Source organism: Ferrovibrio sp., from assembly GCF_017994015.1.
Classification (GTDB): Bacteria; Pseudomonadota; Alphaproteobacteria; order Ferrovibrionales; family Ferrovibrionaceae; genus Ferrovibrio.
Genome location: NZ_JAGOLP010000064.1, coordinates 1 through 16,711, shown reverse-complemented (window position 1 = coordinate 16,711; position 16,711 = coordinate 1). Strand labels below are relative to the sequence as shown.

General features: G+C 62.1%; 15 protein-coding genes and 1 tRNA gene. 10 read left to right on the top strand and 6 right to left on the bottom strand.

Annotated features, from left to right (window positions below; all coding sequences use genetic code 11):
* The 3 genes from KBB36_RS18335 to KBB36_RS18325 form a co-directional block, all read left to right on the top strand.
* A partial coding sequence (locus tag KBB36_RS18335) for a hydantoinase/oxoprolinase family protein (protein WP_290984392.1) occupies positions 1 to 1,561 on the top strand: 1,561 nt, incomplete at its 5' end.
* Complete coding sequence (locus tag KBB36_RS18330) at positions 1,558 to 3,243, top strand: hydantoinase B/oxoprolinase family protein (protein WP_290984389.1); 1,686 nt, start codon at positions 1,558 to 1,560, stop codon at positions 3,241 to 3,243. The genes KBB36_RS18335 and KBB36_RS18330, both read left to right, overlap by 4 nt.
* A 4-nt stretch (positions 3,244 to 3,247) precedes the next feature.
* Positions 3,248 to 4,048 (top strand): hypothetical protein, encoded by an 801-nt coding sequence (locus KBB36_RS18325; protein ID WP_290984386.1) that lies wholly within the window; start codon positions 3,248 to 3,250, stop codon positions 4,046 to 4,048.
* Between the two features lies 1 nt (position 4,049).
* On the opposite strand, the gene KBB36_RS18320 is transcribed toward KBB36_RS18325, so the two are convergent.
* Entirely contained in the window at positions 4,050 to 4,544 is a 495-nt protein-coding gene (locus KBB36_RS18320; RefSeq protein ID WP_290984383.1) for a hypothetical protein, read from the bottom strand.
* A 145-nt stretch (positions 4,545 to 4,689) separates the two neighbouring features.
* Here KBB36_RS18320 and KBB36_RS18315 point away from each other — a divergent pair.
* Positions 4,690 to 4,766 (top strand) — tRNA-His (locus KBB36_RS18315).
* Between the two features lie 74 nt (positions 4,767 to 4,840).
* On the opposite strand, the gene KBB36_RS18310 is transcribed toward KBB36_RS18315, so the two are convergent.
* Complete coding sequence (locus KBB36_RS18310) at positions 4,841 to 8,338, bottom strand: indolepyruvate ferredoxin oxidoreductase family protein (protein ID WP_290984380.1); 3,498 nt, start codon at positions 8,336 to 8,338, stop codon at positions 4,841 to 4,843.
* A gap of 234 nt (positions 8,339 to 8,572) precedes the next feature.
* Between KBB36_RS18310 and KBB36_RS18305 the strand changes: the two genes are divergently transcribed.
* Genes KBB36_RS18305 through KBB36_RS18295 form a run of 3 tightly spaced genes read left to right on the top strand, consistent with a single transcriptional unit; the run spans position 8,573 to position 10,490 of the window.
* The gene (locus KBB36_RS18305) at positions 8,573 to 9,559 is read left to right on the top strand and encodes an NAD-dependent epimerase (protein WP_290984377.1); all 987 of its coding nucleotides are present in this window, start codon (positions 8,573 to 8,575) and stop codon (positions 9,557 to 9,559) included.
* An 11-nt stretch (positions 9,560 to 9,570) separates the two neighbouring features.
* Positions 9,571 to 10,056: a PaaI family thioesterase gene (locus tag KBB36_RS18300; RefSeq protein ID WP_290984374.1), complete on the top strand. Its 486-nt coding sequence runs from the start codon at positions 9,571 to 9,573 to the stop codon at positions 10,054 to 10,056.
* On the top strand, positions 10,053 to 10,490 hold the full coding sequence (locus tag KBB36_RS18295) for a PaaI family thioesterase (protein ID WP_290984371.1): 438 nt from the start codon (positions 10,053 to 10,055) through the stop codon (positions 10,488 to 10,490). The genes KBB36_RS18300 and KBB36_RS18295 overlap by 4 nt, the downstream gene beginning before the upstream one ends.
* An 8-nt stretch (positions 10,491 to 10,498) precedes the next feature.
* On the opposite strand, the gene KBB36_RS18290 is transcribed toward KBB36_RS18295, so the two are convergent.
* The gene (locus KBB36_RS18290; RefSeq protein ID WP_290984368.1) at positions 10,499 to 11,371 is read right to left on the bottom strand and encodes a MaoC/PaaZ C-terminal domain-containing protein; all 873 of its coding nucleotides are present in this window, start codon (positions 11,369 to 11,371) and stop codon (positions 10,499 to 10,501) included.
* Positions 11,372 to 11,452: 81 nt separating this feature from the next.
* Here KBB36_RS18290 and KBB36_RS18285 point away from each other — a divergent pair, with 81 nt between their 5' ends.
* On the top strand, positions 11,453 to 12,304 hold the full coding sequence (locus KBB36_RS18285) for a crotonase/enoyl-CoA hydratase family protein (RefSeq protein ID WP_290984365.1): 852 nt from the start codon (positions 11,453 to 11,455) through the stop codon (positions 12,302 to 12,304).
* A gap of 7 nt (positions 12,305 to 12,311) precedes the next feature.
* Here the strand turns inward: KBB36_RS18285 and KBB36_RS18280 are convergent, their stop codons facing one another.
* Positions 12,312 to 12,734, bottom strand: a complete 423-nt coding sequence (locus KBB36_RS18280) for a PaaI family thioesterase (protein ID WP_290984362.1) — start codon at positions 12,732 to 12,734, stop codon at positions 12,312 to 12,314.
* Positions 12,735 to 12,873: 139 nt separating this feature from the next.
* Between KBB36_RS18280 and KBB36_RS18275 the strand changes: the two genes are divergently transcribed.
* Positions 12,874 to 14,067 carry an acyl-CoA dehydrogenase family protein gene (locus KBB36_RS18275; RefSeq protein WP_290984359.1) on the top strand — a complete coding sequence of 398 codons (1,194 nt, stop codon included), beginning with the start codon at positions 12,874 to 12,876 and terminating at the stop codon, positions 14,065 to 14,067.
* 17 nt (positions 14,068 to 14,084) lie between these two features.
* Complete coding sequence (locus tag KBB36_RS18270; RefSeq protein WP_290984356.1) at positions 14,085 to 15,221, top strand: acyl-CoA dehydrogenase family protein; 1,137 nt, start codon at positions 14,085 to 14,087, stop codon at positions 15,219 to 15,221.
* Here the strand turns inward: KBB36_RS18270 and KBB36_RS18265 are convergent, their stop codons facing one another.
* Entirely contained in the window at positions 15,222 to 15,554 is a 333-nt protein-coding gene (locus tag KBB36_RS18265; protein WP_290984352.1) for a DMT family protein, read from the bottom strand.
* An 8-nt stretch (positions 15,555 to 15,562) separates the two neighbouring features.
* Positions 15,563 to 16,711: pyruvate kinase (gene pyk / locus KBB36_RS18260; protein ID WP_290984349.1), on the bottom strand; the 1,149-nt coding region annotated here is incomplete at its 5' end.

Genomic DNA, 16,711 nt, shown 5'->3' with positions numbered 1-16,711 from the left:
CAGCTACATCAACCAGAGCCATGAAAAGCGCGCGCTGGAAATCGCCGCCGAAATCTGGCCCAACCGCTATATCACCGCCGGGCATGAATTGCTCTCCGAATACCGGGAATACGAACGCGGCACCACGGCCTGCGTCAATGCCAGCGTGCAGCCAGTGCTGCATCGTTATATCGAACGGCTGGATGGGGAATTGAAGCGGCGCGGCTTTGGCCGCGATTTGCTGGTGATGCAGGGTAATGGCGGCACCATCGCTGCCGGCATTGTGGCCGAGGCGGCAGTGAATACCGTGATGTCCGGCCCGGCTTCCGGCGTGATGGCGGCGGCCTACACGGCACGTGCCGCCGGCCTGCCCAATGTCATCACCTATGATATGGGCGGCACCTCGTCGGATGTTGGTCTGATCCAGGATGGTGTGCCGCAGGTTTCGTCGGAACTGGAACTGGAATATGCGCTGCCGATCCATGTGCCGATGGTGGATGTGCATACCATCGGCGCCGGCGGCGGCTCGATAGCTTTCATCAATGAAGCCGGCATGTTGCAGGTTGGCCCGGAAAGCGCCGGCGCCCGGCCGGGCCCGATCTGCTATGGCCGTGGCGGCACGCGGCCGACAATCACCGATGCCAATCTGGTGCTCGGCCGGCTCAATCCTGATGGTCTGTTGTCGGTGGATAACAAGGTGTCGCTGGATGATGTGCGCGCCGCCATGGCCGCGCTGGGCCAGCCGCTTGGCCTGGATGCAGAGGGCGCGGCGGCAGCCGTGTTGCGCATTGCCAACGACAAGATGGCCAATGCGATCCGCATGGTCAGCCTCAGCCGGGGCCACGATCCGCGCGATTTTGCGCTGTTTGCCTTTGGCGGTGCCGGGCCGCTGCATGCCGCTGCCTTGGCGCGTGAATTGGGCATCCCCAAATTGCTGATCCCGGCGCGGCCCGGCATCACCAATGCGCTGGGCTGTGTGGTGGCCGATCTGCGCCATGATTATGTGCGCACGGTGAACAAGCCGGTGGCCAGCCTGGCGGCAGGCCTGGTGCGTGAGGTGCTGGAGGCGCAGATCGCCGAAGGCCGCGCCACCATCGAGCGCGATGGCGTGGCGGTGGAGGCAATCCAGGTGCTGCATTCCGCCGACATGCAGTTCCAGGGCCAGAGTCATCTGCTTACCGTGGCGGTGCCAAGCATCGATATTACGCCGGCCGAATTGCAGGCGGCGTTTGAAGCGGCTTATTGGCAGCGTTTTGAGGTCGAATTGCCGGAAATTCGCGCCCAGCTTGTCAATCTGCACACCGCCGTGATCGGCCGCCGGCCGCAATTGACACTCGACCGCCTGCTGGCAGCAGCGCCCGCCGCCGATGTGGCCGGCGCCATGAAAGGCCATCGCCGGGTCTGGTATGAAACCGGCGGCTGGCAGGATACGCCGGTCTATGATCGCGAAAGGCTGCCGCGCAGTGCCGGTTTCAGCGGCCCGGCTATCTGCGAGCAGCTTGATACCACCACGGTGATCGATCCCGGCAACCATGTGCAAGTCGATTCCCTCGGCAACCTGATTGTGACGGTGACGCCATGAGCAAGCTCGATCCCGTAACCCTGGTGGTGATCCAGAATGGTTTGCAGCAGGTCTGCAACGAGATGGACCTGGCCTTTTGCCGCGCTGCCTTTTCGCCGGTGATCTCGGAGGCGCTGGACCGTTCGGATGGCATCTACCACCGCGATACCGGCGAATTGATTGCCCAGGGCGATCTTGGCTTGCCGGTTTTTGTCGGCACCATGCAGTTTTCCACCCAGGCGGTGATCGAACGCGCCCGCAATCCGAAACCGGGCGACATCTATATTGTGAACGATCCCTATATGGGCGGCACGCATCTGATGGATGTGAAATTCGTCAAGCCGTTCTTCTATCAGGGCAAACTGTTTTCCTGGCTGGCCAATACCGGCCATTGGCCGGATACCGGCGGCATGGTGCCGGGGGGCTTTTCGGCCAATGCCACGGAAGTGGAGCAGGAAGGCTTACGGCTGCCGCCGGTGAAGCTCTACAAGCAGGGTGTGCTGGATGAGGAAATCCTTTCCATCATCCTCAGCAATATCCGCATCGCTGATCAGCGCATCGGCGATATCAAGGCGCAGGCAGCAGCACTCAGCATCGGCGAGAAGCGGCTGACGGCCCTGCTGGATCGTTATGGCGCCGATGTGGTGGAAGCTGCCATCGCCGAGTTGAAGGCCCGTGCGGCGCAACAGATGCGCGCCCGCATCCGCGCCATTCCCGATGGCGTCTATCGTGGCTCGGCCGTGGTTGACTCCGATGGCGTGGTGGATGAGCCGCTGCATATCGCCATGTGTGTCACCAAAAGCGGCGATGAACTGCATTTTGACATGAGCGGCTCCAGCCCGCCCTGCCAGGGGCCGATGAATTCGGTGCTGGCCACCACCAAATCCTCGATCTACCTGGCGGTGAAGCACATCTTCCCCGATGTGCCGATCAATGCCGGCACCTTCGAGCCGCTCAAGATCACTGATCCCGAAGGCACCTTTCTCTATGCCAAATATCCGCGTCCGGTTTCCGGCTGCGCGGCGGAAGTGAGCCAGCGTATTGCCGAGGCGGTGTTCAATGCGCTGGTGCAGGCCATGCCGGATCGGCTGTTTGCCGCGCCGGCCGGCACCTCCGGCAATCTGGCACTGGGCGGCTTCGATCCGGAGCGTAACCGCGCCTATGTGATGTATGTCATCTCCGGCGGCGGCTATGGCGGCTGGTTTGCCGGCGATGGCCTGACCAATGGCTGCTCCACCATCGGCATTTCCAAAACCACGCCGATCGAGGTGATGGAGCAGTATTATCCGGTGCTGTTCGAGGAATATTCGCTGCATGAAGGCTCGGGCGGTGCCGGCAAGTATCGCGGTGGCTTCGGCGTGAATTACACCATCCGGCTCAGGCGCGGCGAGGCGCGTGCCAGCATGGTGATGGATCATGGCCGCACCGGGCCGCGCGGTGTGCTGGGCGGTGAGGATGGTGGCCTCAATACGGTGGCGATTGAGCGCGCCGGCAGCGGCCAATATGTGCCGCCGCATCTGTCCAAGGACCAGGATATCGCCATCAAGGCCGGCGATCGGGTGCGGGTTTCCACACCGGGCGGCGGCGGCTATGGCAATCCGGCCGAGCGCGATGCGGCGCTGATCGAGCGCGACATCCTGCGCGGCTATTACACCCGTGAGCAGGCCAACCGGCGTTTCCCCAAGGCTGCGGCGGCGGAATAACACCATGCTGGCCGAGCTGGTGCTGAATGCACTGGTGCGCTGCGCGGCGCCGGCGCGGCGGCTTGGCTATGGCCGCGGCGCGGTCAGCCTGTGGTCGCGCTCACGCCGCTGCGCCCGCGCCTGGGCGCCGCACCATGCCGCCACGCGCGATTATGTTGCAGGCCTGCTGCGCGACCTGCCGCAAAAGGGCGGTAATGCCTGGGTGTTGGGCGCAGGGCTGCTGGATGATCTGCCGCTCGACGATCTCTGCCGCAGCTTTGATCGGGTGATCCTGGCCGATATCGCTTTCCTGCCCGGCATGGCGCGGCGGCTGCGGCGCTATGGCAATGTTGAAATGCGCCTGTTTGATGCCACCGGCATCGTTGCGCCGCTCAGCCGCTGGCAGGCGCCGGAAAACCTGCCTTTGCCCGCAGCCAACGTGCTTGCCGGCCTGGATGCCGCTGCGCCAAGTCTGGTTCTGTCACTCAACCTGCTATCGCAATTGCCATTGCTGCCGCTGGCCTGGCTGGAGCGCCACGGTGTGGATCATGGCACAAGGCAGGATTATGGGCGCCGTATCGTGAACGCGCATCTGGCTGGGCTGCGCGGCCTGGCCTGCCCGGTTGGGCTGGTGAGCGATCATCGGCGCATTTTCCGCAATCGGGCCGGCGAGGCGGTGGTGGCGGAAAGTGCGTTATTTGACGTCACCCCGCCGGTGGCGGAGCGGGAATGGACCTGGAGCCTGGCGCCGTTGGGCGAGATCGACGGTCAGACGGCGCTTGATCTGCGGGTGCTGGCCACCCGCAATCTCGGCTTGGCGGCCTGATTCAGCGTTTCTGGGTGATATTTTCGATCACAAAGCTCCGCTCCGGCGGATATTTGCGAATCGCTTTTTTGCGTGCCGCTTCCTCGTTCGGGGCGAAAAATTCCTCGTAATTGATATCGGCCCATTTGTCGTCAAGCGTGCGGTGCTTCTGGCCCATCATATGGGCGCGGCGCACTTCCTGATTGAAGATGCCAATCTGAAAAATCTTGTCGCTCTCGGTTGGTGCCTGCAATGCCTCGGCGGCCATGCGCTCAAGTTTCGCCACTTCCACGCGCAGTTCGGTATTTTCCTTGGTCAGCTCGTTGATCTTCTTCTGCGCATCCTTGGTCAGCTTCTCAAGCTGATCCAGGCGCTGGCCACGGCGAATCACTTCGGCCGAACTCCACTCATAAGCCAGCACCTGCTTGCGATGCGCAGCATTGACCTGCAAGACGATGAACAGGGCCCCGGGGATACCGATTACCAGGGCAGCGAGTATGAGCCAGAATTCCGTCATGGCCTGATTTTGGCGATTTCGCTCGCCAAGAGCAAGATATTCAACTCACTCGTGTTGATAGAACAATGGCTTAGGTAATCCACGCCGAACCTTTGTCGCCGGCCTTGACCCGGAGCGGCGCAAAGTTTAAACAACCCCCGTTGCGGCGGGAGTAGCTCAGGTGGTTAGAGCACCAGATTGTGGCTCTGGGGGTCGCGGGTTCAAGTCCCGTCTCTCGCCCCAAGAAATTAAAGCCGGTCAGGGACTTATTCCCTGACCGGCTTTTTCTTTGCGCGTGGAATGGTTGCGCCTGTTACCTATTCGGCGGCGGAAGCCACCGGGGCCGGATTGCGGAATTCGGCCAGCAGGGCTGCTTCCTTGTCCTTGGCTGCCTTGAGATGCTTCAGCTTGATATGGCCGTAGCCACGGATGTCTTCGGGGATCGAAGCCAGCGCCACGGCGGTGCGATGATTGGCCGGTGTCAGCTTGGTGCAAAGCTCGCCCACCATCGCCATGTAGTCGCTGATCAGCTGGCGTTCCATCTTGCGTTCCTCGGTATAGCCGAAGATATCCAGCTTGCTGCCACGCAGATGCTTGAACTTGGCCAGCAGGCCAAACGCTTTCAGCATCCAGGGGCCGAACTGCATCTTTTTCGGCAGCCCGGTCTGCAAGTCCGGCTTGGCCAGCAACGGCGGCGCCAGATGGAATTCCAGGGTGAAGTCACCCTCGAATTGCGCATTCAGCTTGGCCTTGAAGTCGCCATCGGTATAAAGCCGCGCCACTTCATATTCATCCTTGTAGGCCATCAGCTTGTAGGCATAGCGCGCCACCGCTTCGGCTAGGCCGGTAAAACCCTTGGCGCGTGCCGCCTCAGCCTGGCGCACATTCTCCACCAGGGTCTTGTAACGCTCGGCATAGGCCTTGTCCTGATAGGCCACCAGCAGGTCGTAGCGCTTGGCGACGATATCTTCCAGGCTGGTGGCGAAAACCTGGAATTCGGCCGACGGAATTGCCGGGCGCGCAATGGCTTCCACCGTCTTGGGATCCTGGGCATAGAGCCGACCCCAGTTCAGTGCCCGCACATTGCTTTCCACTGCGGCGCCGTTCAGTTCGATGGCACGCAGCAGGGCATCCAGCCGCACCGGGATCAGGCCGCGCTGCACAGCATAACCCAGCATGAACATGTTGGTGGCGATGGCATCGCCCATCAGCGCGGTGGCAACCCGGGTGCCTTCCAGGAATTCGGTCAAATTGTCGCCGGCACCCTTGCGGATCGCCTGCGTCATGCCGTTTTCGTCGAACTGGCTGTTCGGGTTGAGGGTGAAGGCGGCGGTGGGGGTGCGGTGGCTGTTGATCACCGCCCGGGTGATGCCGCTATACATCTTGTCGAGTGCGTCGCTGCTCGCTGCCACCACCATGTCGCAGCCCAGCACCAGATTGGCGCCGCCGGCGGCAACCCGCACAGCGTGAATCTGCTCCGGCGCAGCGGCAATGCGCACATGGCTCAGCACGGCGCCGTTTTTCTGCGCCAGGCCGGTGAAATCCAGCACGCTGGTGCCATACCCTTCCAGATGTGCGGCCATGCCCAGAATCTGCCCGATGGTGACAACGCCGGTGCCGCCGATGCCGGTGATCAGGATGTTATAGGGCTCGGCCAGGCCGGGCACTTCCGGCGTTGGCAGGCGCTCGATCATGGCAGCGATATCGGCTTCGCTCGGGCCGCTCTTGCCGGCCTGCACCTTGGCGCGCTTGACGCGGCCGCCATGCACGGTGACGAAGGACGGGCAGAAGCCGTTGACGCAGGAGAAATCCTTGTTGCAGGCCGATTGGTTAATCTTGCGCTTGCGGCCCAGTTCGGTTTCCAGAGGCTCCACCGACACGCAATTGGATTTCACCGAACAATCACCACAGCCCTCGCAGACCGCATCATTGATGAAGGCGCGCTTCTGCGGATCGGGGAAGGTGCCGCGCTTGCGGCGGCGGCGCTTCTCGGCGGCGCAGGTCTGGTCATAAACCAGCACGGTGCAGCCCGGTATCTCGCGCAATTCCTTCTGCACCGCATCCAGTTCGTCGCGATGCCGGATGGTGACGCCAGGCGCCCAGGGCGTATCCACCGGATACTTTTCGGGGTCGTCGGTCACCACCACAATCTTCTTGGCGCCCTCGCCATAAACCTGCTGCGTGATCGAGGCCGGGTTCAACTCGCCGTCATGCTGCTGGCCGCCGGTCATCGCCACGGCGTCGTTGTAGAGAATCTTGTAGGTGATGTTCACCTTGGCGGCGATGGATTGGCGCACCGCCAGCAGGCCGGAATGGAAATAGGTGCCGTCGCCCAGATTGGCGAAGATATGGTTTTCGCTGGTGAACGGCGCCTGGCCGATCCACGGCACGCCTTCGCCGCCCATCTGGGTGAAGGTGGCGGTTTCGCGGTTCATCCACAAGGCCATGAAATGGCAGCCGATGCCGGCGGCGGCACGGCTGCCTTCCGGCACGCGGGTGGAGGTGTTATGCGGGCAGCCCGAGCAGAAATACGGCGTGCGCTGTGTCGTCACTTTCGACAAAGCCTTCTCGCGCGCCTTGCGATCAATGAAGGCGATGCGTTCTTCCATCTGCGCATTGGTGTAGAAGCGTTTGATGCGGCTGTAGAGCGCCTTCGCCACCATGCCGGGGCTGATCTCGCCGGCCGAGGGCAGAATCCAGTCGTGATTTTCGTCAAACTTGCCGATCACGCGCGGGCGCACATCCTCGCGCCAGTTATAAAGCTGCTCCTTGAGCTGGTTCTCGATCATGGCGCGCTTTTCTTCGACGACCAGAACCTCTTCCAGCCCCTCGGCGAAATGCCGCGCGCCTTCGCGCTCCAGCGGCCATACCATGCCGACCTTGTACAGCCGGATGCCGATCTCGGCGGCCAGCTTGTCGTCGATGCCCAATTCGTCCAGTGCCTGGCGCACATCGAGATAGGATTTGCCGGTGGTGATGATGCCAAGCCGGGCGCGCGGACTGTCGATCACCACGCGGTCGATCTGGTTGGCGCGGGCAAAAGACAGCGCGGCATAAACCTTGTGCTGTTGCAGCCGCAATTCCTGGTCCAGCACGGCATCCGGCCAGCGGATATTCAGCCCGCCCATCGGCATCTGGAAATCCGTCGGCATCTGGATCACCAGCCGTTCCGGATCAATCGAGACGCTGGCCGAGCTTTCCACCGTCTCGGTCTGGCATTTGAAGCCGACCCAGATGCCGGCATAACGCGACATCGCCCAGCCCAGCAGGCCGTAATCGAGGAATTCCTGCACGCTGGCGGGATTCAGCATCGGCATCATCGCCGCCATCATCATGTGCTCGGACTGATGCGCCAGCGTGGAGGAGGCGGCACCATGATCGTCGCCACACAAAGCCAGCACGCCGCCATTGGGCGAGGTGCCGGCTGAATTGGCATGTTTGAACACGTCCATGGCGCGGTCCACGCCAGGCCCCTTGCCATACCAGATGCCAAACACGCCATCGTAATTGGCGCCCGGGAACATGCCGACCTGCTGACTGCCCCAAACCGAGGTGGCGGCCATGTCTTCATTCAGGCCGGGCTGGAAATGGATATGATTGTCTTTGAGAAATTTGCGGGCTTTCCAGAGCTGCTGGTCGAACAGCCCGAGCGGCGAGCCGCGATAGCCGGAAATGAAACCGCCGGTATTCAGGCCGGCGAGAAGGTCGCGCTTGCGCTGTAGCATCGGCAGGCGCACCAGCGCCTGAGTGCCGGTCAGAAATACCCGCCCCTTTTCCAGGGTGTATTTGTCGTCGAGCGTGACATTCGTCAGCATCCCATTTCCTCCTGATACCAGCATTGCTCTTGCCTGGGGTTTGGCAGATAGGTAAGCAATACTGACCTAATTATAAACCAGCTTTGCTATCCGGCGGTAGTATTATTATTGGCCGGGAGGGTTGGTTTGCTCTTGTGTATGATTCTGGTAGATAGCCCAGCATAGTCAACTACGCGCCCCAGTTTTCCGTTTGTCCGATTCTTAGGCGGAAAACCGCGCAGCAAGGATAGATCGATGACCGTTTTGCTTACCGGCGCTGCCGGTTTCATCGGATACCATGTCGCCGAGCTGCTGCTGGGGCGTGGCGAAGAGGTGATCGGTGTTGATAATCTGAACGACTATTACGACCCATCCTTGAAGCAGGCCCGGCTGGCCCGACTCGAGGGCCGCCAGGGCTTCCGCTTCCTCAAATTGGATATTGCCGACCATGAGGCGATGCAGGCGGCGCTGGCGCATGAGCCGGTGACGCATGTGGTGCATCTCGCCGCCCAGGCCGGGGTGCGCTATTCGCTGATCAACCCTTTCGCCTATATCCGTGCCAACCTGATGGGCCACACCACCATTCTGGAGTTATGCCGCAACTGGCCGAAGCTGAAGCATCTGGTCTATGCCTCGTCTTCCTCGGTTTATGGCGGCAACACCAAATTGCCTTTTGCGGTTGAGGATCGGGTCGACCAGCCGGTGTCGCTCTATGCCGCCACCAAAAAGGCCGATGAACTGATCAGCCATGCCTATGCGCATCTGTTCCAGATTCCGCAGACCGGCCTGCGCTTCTTCACCGTCTACGGCCCCTGGGGCCGGCCTGACATGGCGATGTATCTGTTCACCAAGGCGATCCTGGAAGGCAAGCCGATCGACGTGTTCAATCACGGCGACATGCAGCGCGATTTCACCTATATCGACGATATCGTGCGCGGCATCATCGCCTGCCTGGACAACCCGGCGCCGCCCAATGAGCATGGCCGGCCTTACAAGGTGTACAATATAGGCAATAATAAGCCGGAAGAATTGCTGCGGCTGATCGAGGTGCTGGAACAGGCGCTGGGTCGCAAGGCGGAAAAGCGCCTGCTGCCCTTGCAGCCCGGCGACGTGAAATCGACCTATGCTGATATCGAGGCGATCCGCAACGATCTTGGCTTTCAGCCGACCACACCGATTGATGTGGGCGTGCCGCGCTTTGTCGAATGGTATCGCAACTATCATGGGCGCAATCAGGCATGAGTGATGGTGGCATGAGCGAAATCGATCCATCCGGCATTGATCCGGCGATCATCGAAAGTTATGTGCGCCAGGGCATCCCGCATTGCGGCGCGCTCGGCATCCGCGTCATCAAGGTAAGCGCCGAGGATACCATTCTGGCGCTGCCGTATAATCCCGATCTGGTGGGCGACCCCACCACCGGCATCCTGCATGGCGGCGCCGTCACCTCGCTGATTGACACCGTGTGTGGCATGGCGGTGTTTGCCGGCACGAAAAAATTGCAGGCCATCGCCACGCTGGACCTGCGGATCGATTATCTCAAGCCGGCTCGCGCCAATGCCGAATTGTATGCCGCCGCGCATTGCTACAAGCTGACGCGCACCATCGCCTTCGTGCGCGCCCGCGCTTATCACCCGGAGGCGCCTGACGATCTGGTGGCATCCTGTGTTGCCACCTTCATGCTCGGCTCGTCCGACAAGCCGCCGGTGCCGAGCGGGCGCCAGGAGGCAGCGCAATGAATGCCGAATTGCAGGCCTTTGTGCGTGCTGCGCGCCAGAGCGGCGATTTTGACCGTTTCGTGCAAGCGGTGCCGTATATGCGCTTCCTCGGCCTGTCGGTGCGTGCCGAGGCCGAGGGGCCGCTCTGTGTGCTGCGCGGCGATCCCAAGCTGATCGGCAATGCCCGGCTGCCGGCGCTGCATGGCGGCGTGGTGGGGGCACTGCTGGAATCGGCGGCGATCATCCAGTTGATCTGGGCGGCCGAAACCGACACGATCCCGAAGATCATTGATCTCAGCGTGGATTACCTGCGTTCGGCGCGGCCGGTGGAAACCTTTGCCCGCGCCATTATCACCAAACATGGCCGCCGCGTGGCCAATGTGCGCGCCGAGGCCTGGCAGGACGATCCGGCCAAGCCGGTGGCCACGGCGCACGCACATTTCCTGCTGGCTTGAGTGGCTGCCTAGAGCAATTCCACCTTGCCGTGATCCAGTGCCACCAGGCCGCGCTCTTCCAGCCGGGCGCGGAATGACACGATGTTGCCGTCGCGCCAGATATCCGTGGCGATGGTTTCGCCTGGGAAAACCGGTGCCGTGAAGCGCGCTTCCATATGCGCCACGCGGGCCGGATTGTGGTCACAGGCGCCTTTCACCACAGCGCGGATGGCATGGCCATAAGTGCATAGGCCATGCAGGATCGGGCGCGGAAAGCCGGCCGCCTTGGCAAAGCTTGGATCGGCATGCAGCGGATTGCGGTCGCCGCAGAGGCGATAGAACAGCGCCTGATTCGGCTGCGTGCGGGCAGAAATCGTCAGGTCCGGGGCGCGATCCGGAATAGCATGCGGTTTGGGCGGCGGGGCTTGGTTGGCCGGCGCACCAAATCCGCCATCGCCACGCGCAAACACGGTCGATAGCAGGGTGATCAGCGCCTCGCCGCTGGCGGCATCGCGGATCGTGGTTTCCACCAGCACCACGGCACCCTTGCCGGCGCCCTTGTCCCAGGCTTCCTTGATCCGGGTTTTTGACAGGATCCGGCCTTCCGGTGCCAGCGGCTTGTGCATGGTGATACGCTGTTCGCCATGCACCACCATCACCATGTTGATGCCGGATTTGAAACCCCAGCTGTCATCCCAGCACAGAACGGTGGCCTGGCTCGGCAATGCCTTCAGACGGCCTTCATAAGCGCCATTTTCCACCACGAAGGGCAGATCGTTTTCATCCATCGGGTCGGCGGCCATGCCGACGCTGAGGGCGTAGAGCATCGAATCGCGCGTGGTGTAGCTGGCTTCCCGTTCCGGCAGGTCGAGTGCCAGCAATTGATCGTAGACAATTGTCATGTTTCCTCCTTATTTAGCGGCAAGTGTAAAGACGCTTGAGCGGCCTGACTAGACATTCCGTAGCGTCAACGGGAGGGAAGCATGACCTACAGCACTTTCGATTTCAGCGTTACGGATCATGTGGCGCATATCGTGTTCAACCGGCCCGACAAGGCCAATGCCATGGTGCTGCCCTTCTGGCAGGAGATGGTGGATGTATTCACCGAGATCGACCAGCGGCCTGAAGTGCGTGTGGTGGTGATTTCCTCCACCGGCAAACATTTCACCGGCGGCCTTGATCTCTCTGCCTTTGCCGGTCTGGCCGGCGACATGGTGAAGGGCGACCGCGGCCGCATCAGCGAGCAGTTCCGCCGCACCGTGGCCGAGATGCAGGAGAGTTTCACTGTGATCGAGCGCTGCCGCGTGCCGGTGCTGGCGGCAGTGCAGGGCGGCTGCGTCGGCGGCGGTGTTGACCTGATTTCGGCCTGCGACATGCGCTATTGCACCGATGATGCCTGGTTCTGCATCCAGGAAATCAATATCGGCATGACCGCCGATGTGGGCACCTTGCAGCGCCTGCCGCATCTGATGCCTTCCGGCCTGGTGCGTGAACTGGCCTATACCGGGCGGCGCTTCATGGCTGCCGAGGCCAAGAGCAGTGGCCTGGTCAATGCCAGTTTCGCCAATCACGGCCTGATGCTGGAAGAGGTGATGGCGATTGCCCACAGCATCGCCGGCAAGTCGCCGCTGGCGATCCATGGCACCAAGGAAATGCTGAACTATACCCGCGACCACAGCGTGGCCGATGCGCTGAACTACATGCAGGTGTGGCAGGCTGGCATGTTCCTGACCAACGATCTGATGGAGCAGATGCGCGCCAATCAGGAAAAGCGCCCGGCGAAATTTGAGAATCTCATGCCGCACAAGCAACTAGTGCAGCGCCGGCGTTACTGACGCCGGCTCACTTTTCGCCGAGGATTTTCCAGATTCCGTCGCAGATCAGCACTTCGGCGCCGCCAACGCTGACACTGCCCTGGATGAAGACCAGCGAGCGGGTCTGCCGCACGATGCGGCCCGCCGCTTCCACCCAGTCGCCGGTGCGGGCCGGGGCGACGAACTGGTTGTTCAGGCTCACCGTGGCGCAGGCGCGGCGCGCCACCGCATGCCACACCATCATGCCCAGGGCATGATCGGCAAAGCTCATCAGCATGCCGCCATGCACAATGCCGATGGCATTCAGATGCTGCGGCTGGGCCTGAAAGGCATATTGCCACAGGCCATCGGGCGCTTGCCGCGCCCAGAGCGGGCCGATCAGGCCGGTAAAGCCGGGATTATCGGCGGTGCGGTGCAGTTTCCAGCCCTGGAGGCCGGGATCGAAGGTCATCGGAGGCTCATGTTTTTTTCATTGTTCTGATCCTGTTTACGCCAAGCCGGGGGCTTTCCGCAACGTCACCGAGCGGCCCGGGCCTTGTCACCCTGCCGCCAGCTTACTAACCTTTTCGCAAGAGCAGGGAGCAAACGCCATGAATCTGGATCTGACGCCGGAAGAGCTGGCATTCCGCGACGAGGTGCGGGCCTTTATCCGTGACAACCTGCCGCCAGACTTGGCGGCGCGTAATCGGCGGGCCGTGCATCTGGCCAAGGAAGATTATGTGTTATGGCACCGCGCGCTGCACAAGCGCGGCTGGGGCGCGCCGAACTGGCCGGAACAATATGGCGGCCCGGGCTGGACCCCGGTGCAGCGCCATATCTTCGACGAGGAAACCGCCGCTGCCGATGCGCCGCCGCTGGTGCCGTTCGGCATCGCCATGGTTGGCCCGGTGATCTACACTTTCGGCACGCCGGAGCAGAAGGCGTATTACCTGCCGCGCATCCTGAGCATGGAAGACTGGTGGTGCCAGGGCTATTCCGAGCCGGGTTCGGGGTCTGATCTGGCTTCGCTGCGCAGCAAGGCGGAAAGTGATGGCGACGATTACATCGTCAATGGCCACAAGATCTGGACCACACAAGCGCATTTCGCCGACATGATGTTCTGCCTGGTGCGCACTGATCCCACGGCCAAGCCGCAGGAAGGCATTTCCTTCCTGCTGATCGACATGAAATCCCCCGGCATAACAGTGCGGCCGATCATCTCGATTGATGAAGGCCATGGCGTCAACGAAGTATTCCTCGACAATGTGCGAGTGCCGAAGCGCAACCTGATCGGCAAGGAAGGCAAGGGCTGGACCTATGCCAAATTCCTGCTGGGTAATGAACGCACCACGATTGCCGAAGTGGCAACCTCGAAACAGCGCCTGCGCCGGCTGAAACAGATTGCCCGTGCCGAGGCGGCCAGCCTGGGCGGGGCGCTGATCGACGAGCCGGATTTCCAGGCCAAGCTGGCAGCGGTGGAGATCGAATTGCTGGCGCTGGAATATACCAATCTGCGCGTGCTGGCCGCGGAAAGCGCCGGCAAGGGCTTGGGGCCGGAAGCCAGCATGCTGAAAATTCGCGGCTCGGAAATCCAGCAGACGCTGACCGAACTGGCCTGCGAGGCGCTGGGATATTATGCCTCGCCCTACGAGCACCTCCCGGATGGCTCCAATCAGCCACCGGTCGGCCCGGATTATGCCGAGGGCCGCATGGAAAGTTATCTCTACTACCGCGCCACCACGATTTATGGCGGCTCCAATGAAATCCAGCGCAACATCATCGCCAAGATGGTGTTGGGGCTCTGAGCGAAGGAAAATAGGCAATGGATTTTCAGCTCAACGACGAACAGAAGCTGCTGGCCGACAGCCTGGAAGGCTGGCTGCGCAAGGAATATTCCTTCGATCATTGGCGCAAGCTGGTGAAGACCGAGCAGGGCTATTCAGACGCCAATTGGGCGCATTTCGCCGAAATGGGCTGGCTCGGCGTGGCCTTGCCGGAAGCGCATGGCGGCCTGGGCGGCAGTGCAGTGGAAACCATGGTGATCGGTGAGCGTTTCGGTGCCGCCATGGTGGCCGAGCCGTATTTCTCCAGTGTGGTGCTGGGCGGCGGCCTGATCGCGGCGGCTGGCAGTGAAGCGCAGCAGGCGGAAATTCTGCCGCGCTTGGGCGAGGGCAAGGCCAAACTGAGCTTCGCCTTTGCCGAACATGGCGCCCGCTTCGCGCTCAATGATGTGAGCGTGAAGGCCGAGAAGGGCGGCAGCGGCTATGTGCTTTCAGGCAAGAAGATTGTGGTTTGGGACGCGCCAAGCGCCGACATGCTGATCGTGCTGGCGCGCAGTGCTGGCGGCCGCACCGATGCCCAAGGCCTGGGCCTGTTCCTGGTGGATAACAAGGCCAAGGGCGTCAACCGCCAGGATTACCGTACGGTGGATAACCGCCGTGCCGCTGATATCGTGTTTGAAGCCGCGCCGGCCGTGGCCCTGGGTGATGCCGAAGCCGCCATGCCGGTGGTGGAGCATGTGGTGGACCAGGCCATCGCCTATCTGGCCGCTGAGGCGGTGGGCGCCATGCAGGTGCTGCATGAAACCACGCTTGCCTATCTCAAGACCCGCAAACAGTTCGGCCGCGCGATTGGTGAATTCCAGGTGCTGCAACATCGCATGGTCGATATGATGATCCATGTTGAGCAGTCGCGCTCGCTGGCGCTTTACGCCACCCTGGCGCTGAGCCGTTCGGCAACCGAGCGCGCCAAGGCGGCGGCGGCGGCCAAGGTGCAGATCGGCAAATCCGGCAAATGGGTTGGCCAGCAGGCGGTGCAATTGCATGGCGGCATGGGCATGACGGATGAGCTGACCGTCGGCCATTACATGAAGCGGCTGATGCAGATCGACACCGCCTTTGGCCATGCCGATCATCACCAGCGCCGTTTCGCAGCGCTCAGCAATGCCGAAGCAGCGTGATCAGAATTTGAAGATGAACACTACCGCCGCGATTAGGCAGGCAAAGGCGGCGAGGTAATTCCAGCGAATTGCCTCGCCCAGATAGAAGATCGAAAACAGCGCAAAAACCGCCAGGGTGATGACTTCCTGGGTGATCTTGAGCTGTGCCGCTGTGAAGCCGCCGGTGGTGTAGCCGATGCGATTGGCCGGCACCGCCAGGATATATTCAAACAGCGCGATGCCCCAGCTGATGGCAATCACCTTCCACAGCACCTGTTCCGGGAATTTCAGGTGCCAATACCAGGCGAAGGTCATCAGCACATTCGAGCCGAGCAGCAGCAGGATCGTGGTCATTCTTGGTCTCAGGCCTTGGCGATTCGCAGCACATTGGTTCTGCCAGGGGTGCCGAAGGGCACGCCGGCGGTGATTACCAGGTAATCGCCGGGCCGCGCCAGTTCGGTCTCCCGCGCCATGGTGGCGGCGCGCTGCACCATATCGCCGAAATCCACCGCATCGGGCGATACCACGGCATTGACACCCCAGGCAATCGCCAGCCGGCGCGCTGTGGCCACGCTGGGCGTGAGGCAGAGGATTGGCGCCTTGGGCCGTTCGCGGGCGGCGCGCAGGGCGGTGGAGCCCGACATGGTGTAGGTGACAATGGCGGCGGCATTGATGGTTTCCGCCACTTGCCGCGCCGCTGCCGTGATCGCATCGGCTGAGGTGGCATCCGGGCTGGCATGCTGGGCATCCATGATGCCGCGATAGAGCGGGTCGCGCTCCACCTGGGCCGCGATGGCATCCATGGTGCTGACCGCCTCCACCGGATAATCGCCGGAAGCGCTTTCGGCCGACAGCATCAGCGCATCCGCGCCGTCATATACCGCTGTGGCAACATCGGAAACTTCGGCGCGCGTCGGCACCGGCGCCTTCACCATGCTTTCCAGCATTTGCGTTGCCACCACCACCGGCTTGCCGGCGGCACGCGACAACTGCACGATACGCTTTTGCAGGCCCGGCACTTCGGCCAGCGGCATTTCCACACCCAGATCGCCGCGCGCCACCATCAGCGCATCGGCCAGCGCCACCAGATCGGGCAGGCAGGTGATGGCGGCGGGTTTTTCGATCTTGGCCAGCAAAGCTGCGCGGCCCTGGATCAGCCCGCGTGCTTCCACCAGGTCTTCCGGCCGCTGCACAAAACTCAGCGCCACCCAATCCACGCCCATCTCCAGCGCCACGGTCAGATCGGCGCGATCCTTTGGCGTCAGCGGGCTCATCGGGATCACCGCGCCGGGCAGGTTCACACCCTTGCGGTCACTAAGCCGGCCGCCCACCACCACCTCGGCCTCGGCCCAGCCGGCGCCATGGTCGACAATGCGCAGTCGCAGCTTGCCATCATCCAGCAGCAACTCGGTGCCGGGGCGCAGGGCCGCCATCACTTCCGGATGCGGCAGGGCAACGCGGCTCGCATTGCCGGGCGCCGCATCGCCATCCAGCCGGAAACGCTGCCCGGT

What these genes read in the sequence shown, in the direction of transcription:
- KBB36_RS18325 (WP_290984386.1), top strand. Translation starts at nt 3,248, where the DNA reads ATGCTGGCCGAGCTGGTGCTGAATGCACTGGTGCGCTGCGCGGCGCCG.
- KBB36_RS18300 (WP_290984374.1), top strand. Translation starts at nt 9,571, where the DNA reads ATGAGCGAAATCGATCCATCCGGCATTGATCCGGCGATCATCGAAAGT.
- KBB36_RS18280 (WP_290984362.1), bottom strand. Translation starts at nt 12,734, where the DNA reads ATGACCTTCGATCCCGGCCTCCAGGGCTGGAAACTGCACCGCACCGCC.
- KBB36_RS18285 (WP_290984365.1), top strand. Translation starts at nt 11,453, where the DNA reads ATGACCTACAGCACTTTCGATTTCAGCGTTACGGATCATGTGGCGCAT.
- KBB36_RS18310 (WP_290984380.1), bottom strand. Translation starts at nt 8,338, where the DNA reads ATGCTGACGAATGTCACGCTCGACGACAAATACACCCTGGAAAAGGGG.
- KBB36_RS18290 (WP_290984368.1), bottom strand. Translation starts at nt 11,371, where the DNA reads ATGACAATTGTCTACGATCAATTGCTGGCACTCGACCTGCCGGAACGG.
- KBB36_RS18295 (WP_290984371.1), top strand. Translation starts at nt 10,053, where the DNA reads ATGAATGCCGAATTGCAGGCCTTTGTGCGTGCTGCGCGCCAGAGCGGC.
- KBB36_RS18305 (WP_290984377.1), top strand. Translation starts at nt 8,573, where the DNA reads ATGACCGTTTTGCTTACCGGCGCTGCCGGTTTCATCGGATACCATGTC.
- KBB36_RS18265 (WP_290984352.1), bottom strand. Translation starts at nt 15,554, where the DNA reads ATGACCACGATCCTGCTGCTGCTCGGCTCGAATGTGCTGATGACCTTC.
- KBB36_RS18275 (WP_290984359.1), top strand. Translation starts at nt 12,874, where the DNA reads ATGAATCTGGATCTGACGCCGGAAGAGCTGGCATTCCGCGACGAGGTG.
- KBB36_RS18330 (WP_290984389.1), top strand. Translation starts at nt 1,558, where the DNA reads ATGAGCAAGCTCGATCCCGTAACCCTGGTGGTGATCCAGAATGGTTTG.
- KBB36_RS18320 (WP_290984383.1), bottom strand. Translation starts at nt 4,544, where the DNA reads ATGACGGAATTCTGGCTCATACTCGCTGCCCTGGTAATCGGTATCCCC.
- KBB36_RS18270 (WP_290984356.1), top strand. Translation starts at nt 14,085, where the DNA reads ATGGATTTTCAGCTCAACGACGAACAGAAGCTGCTGGCCGACAGCCTG.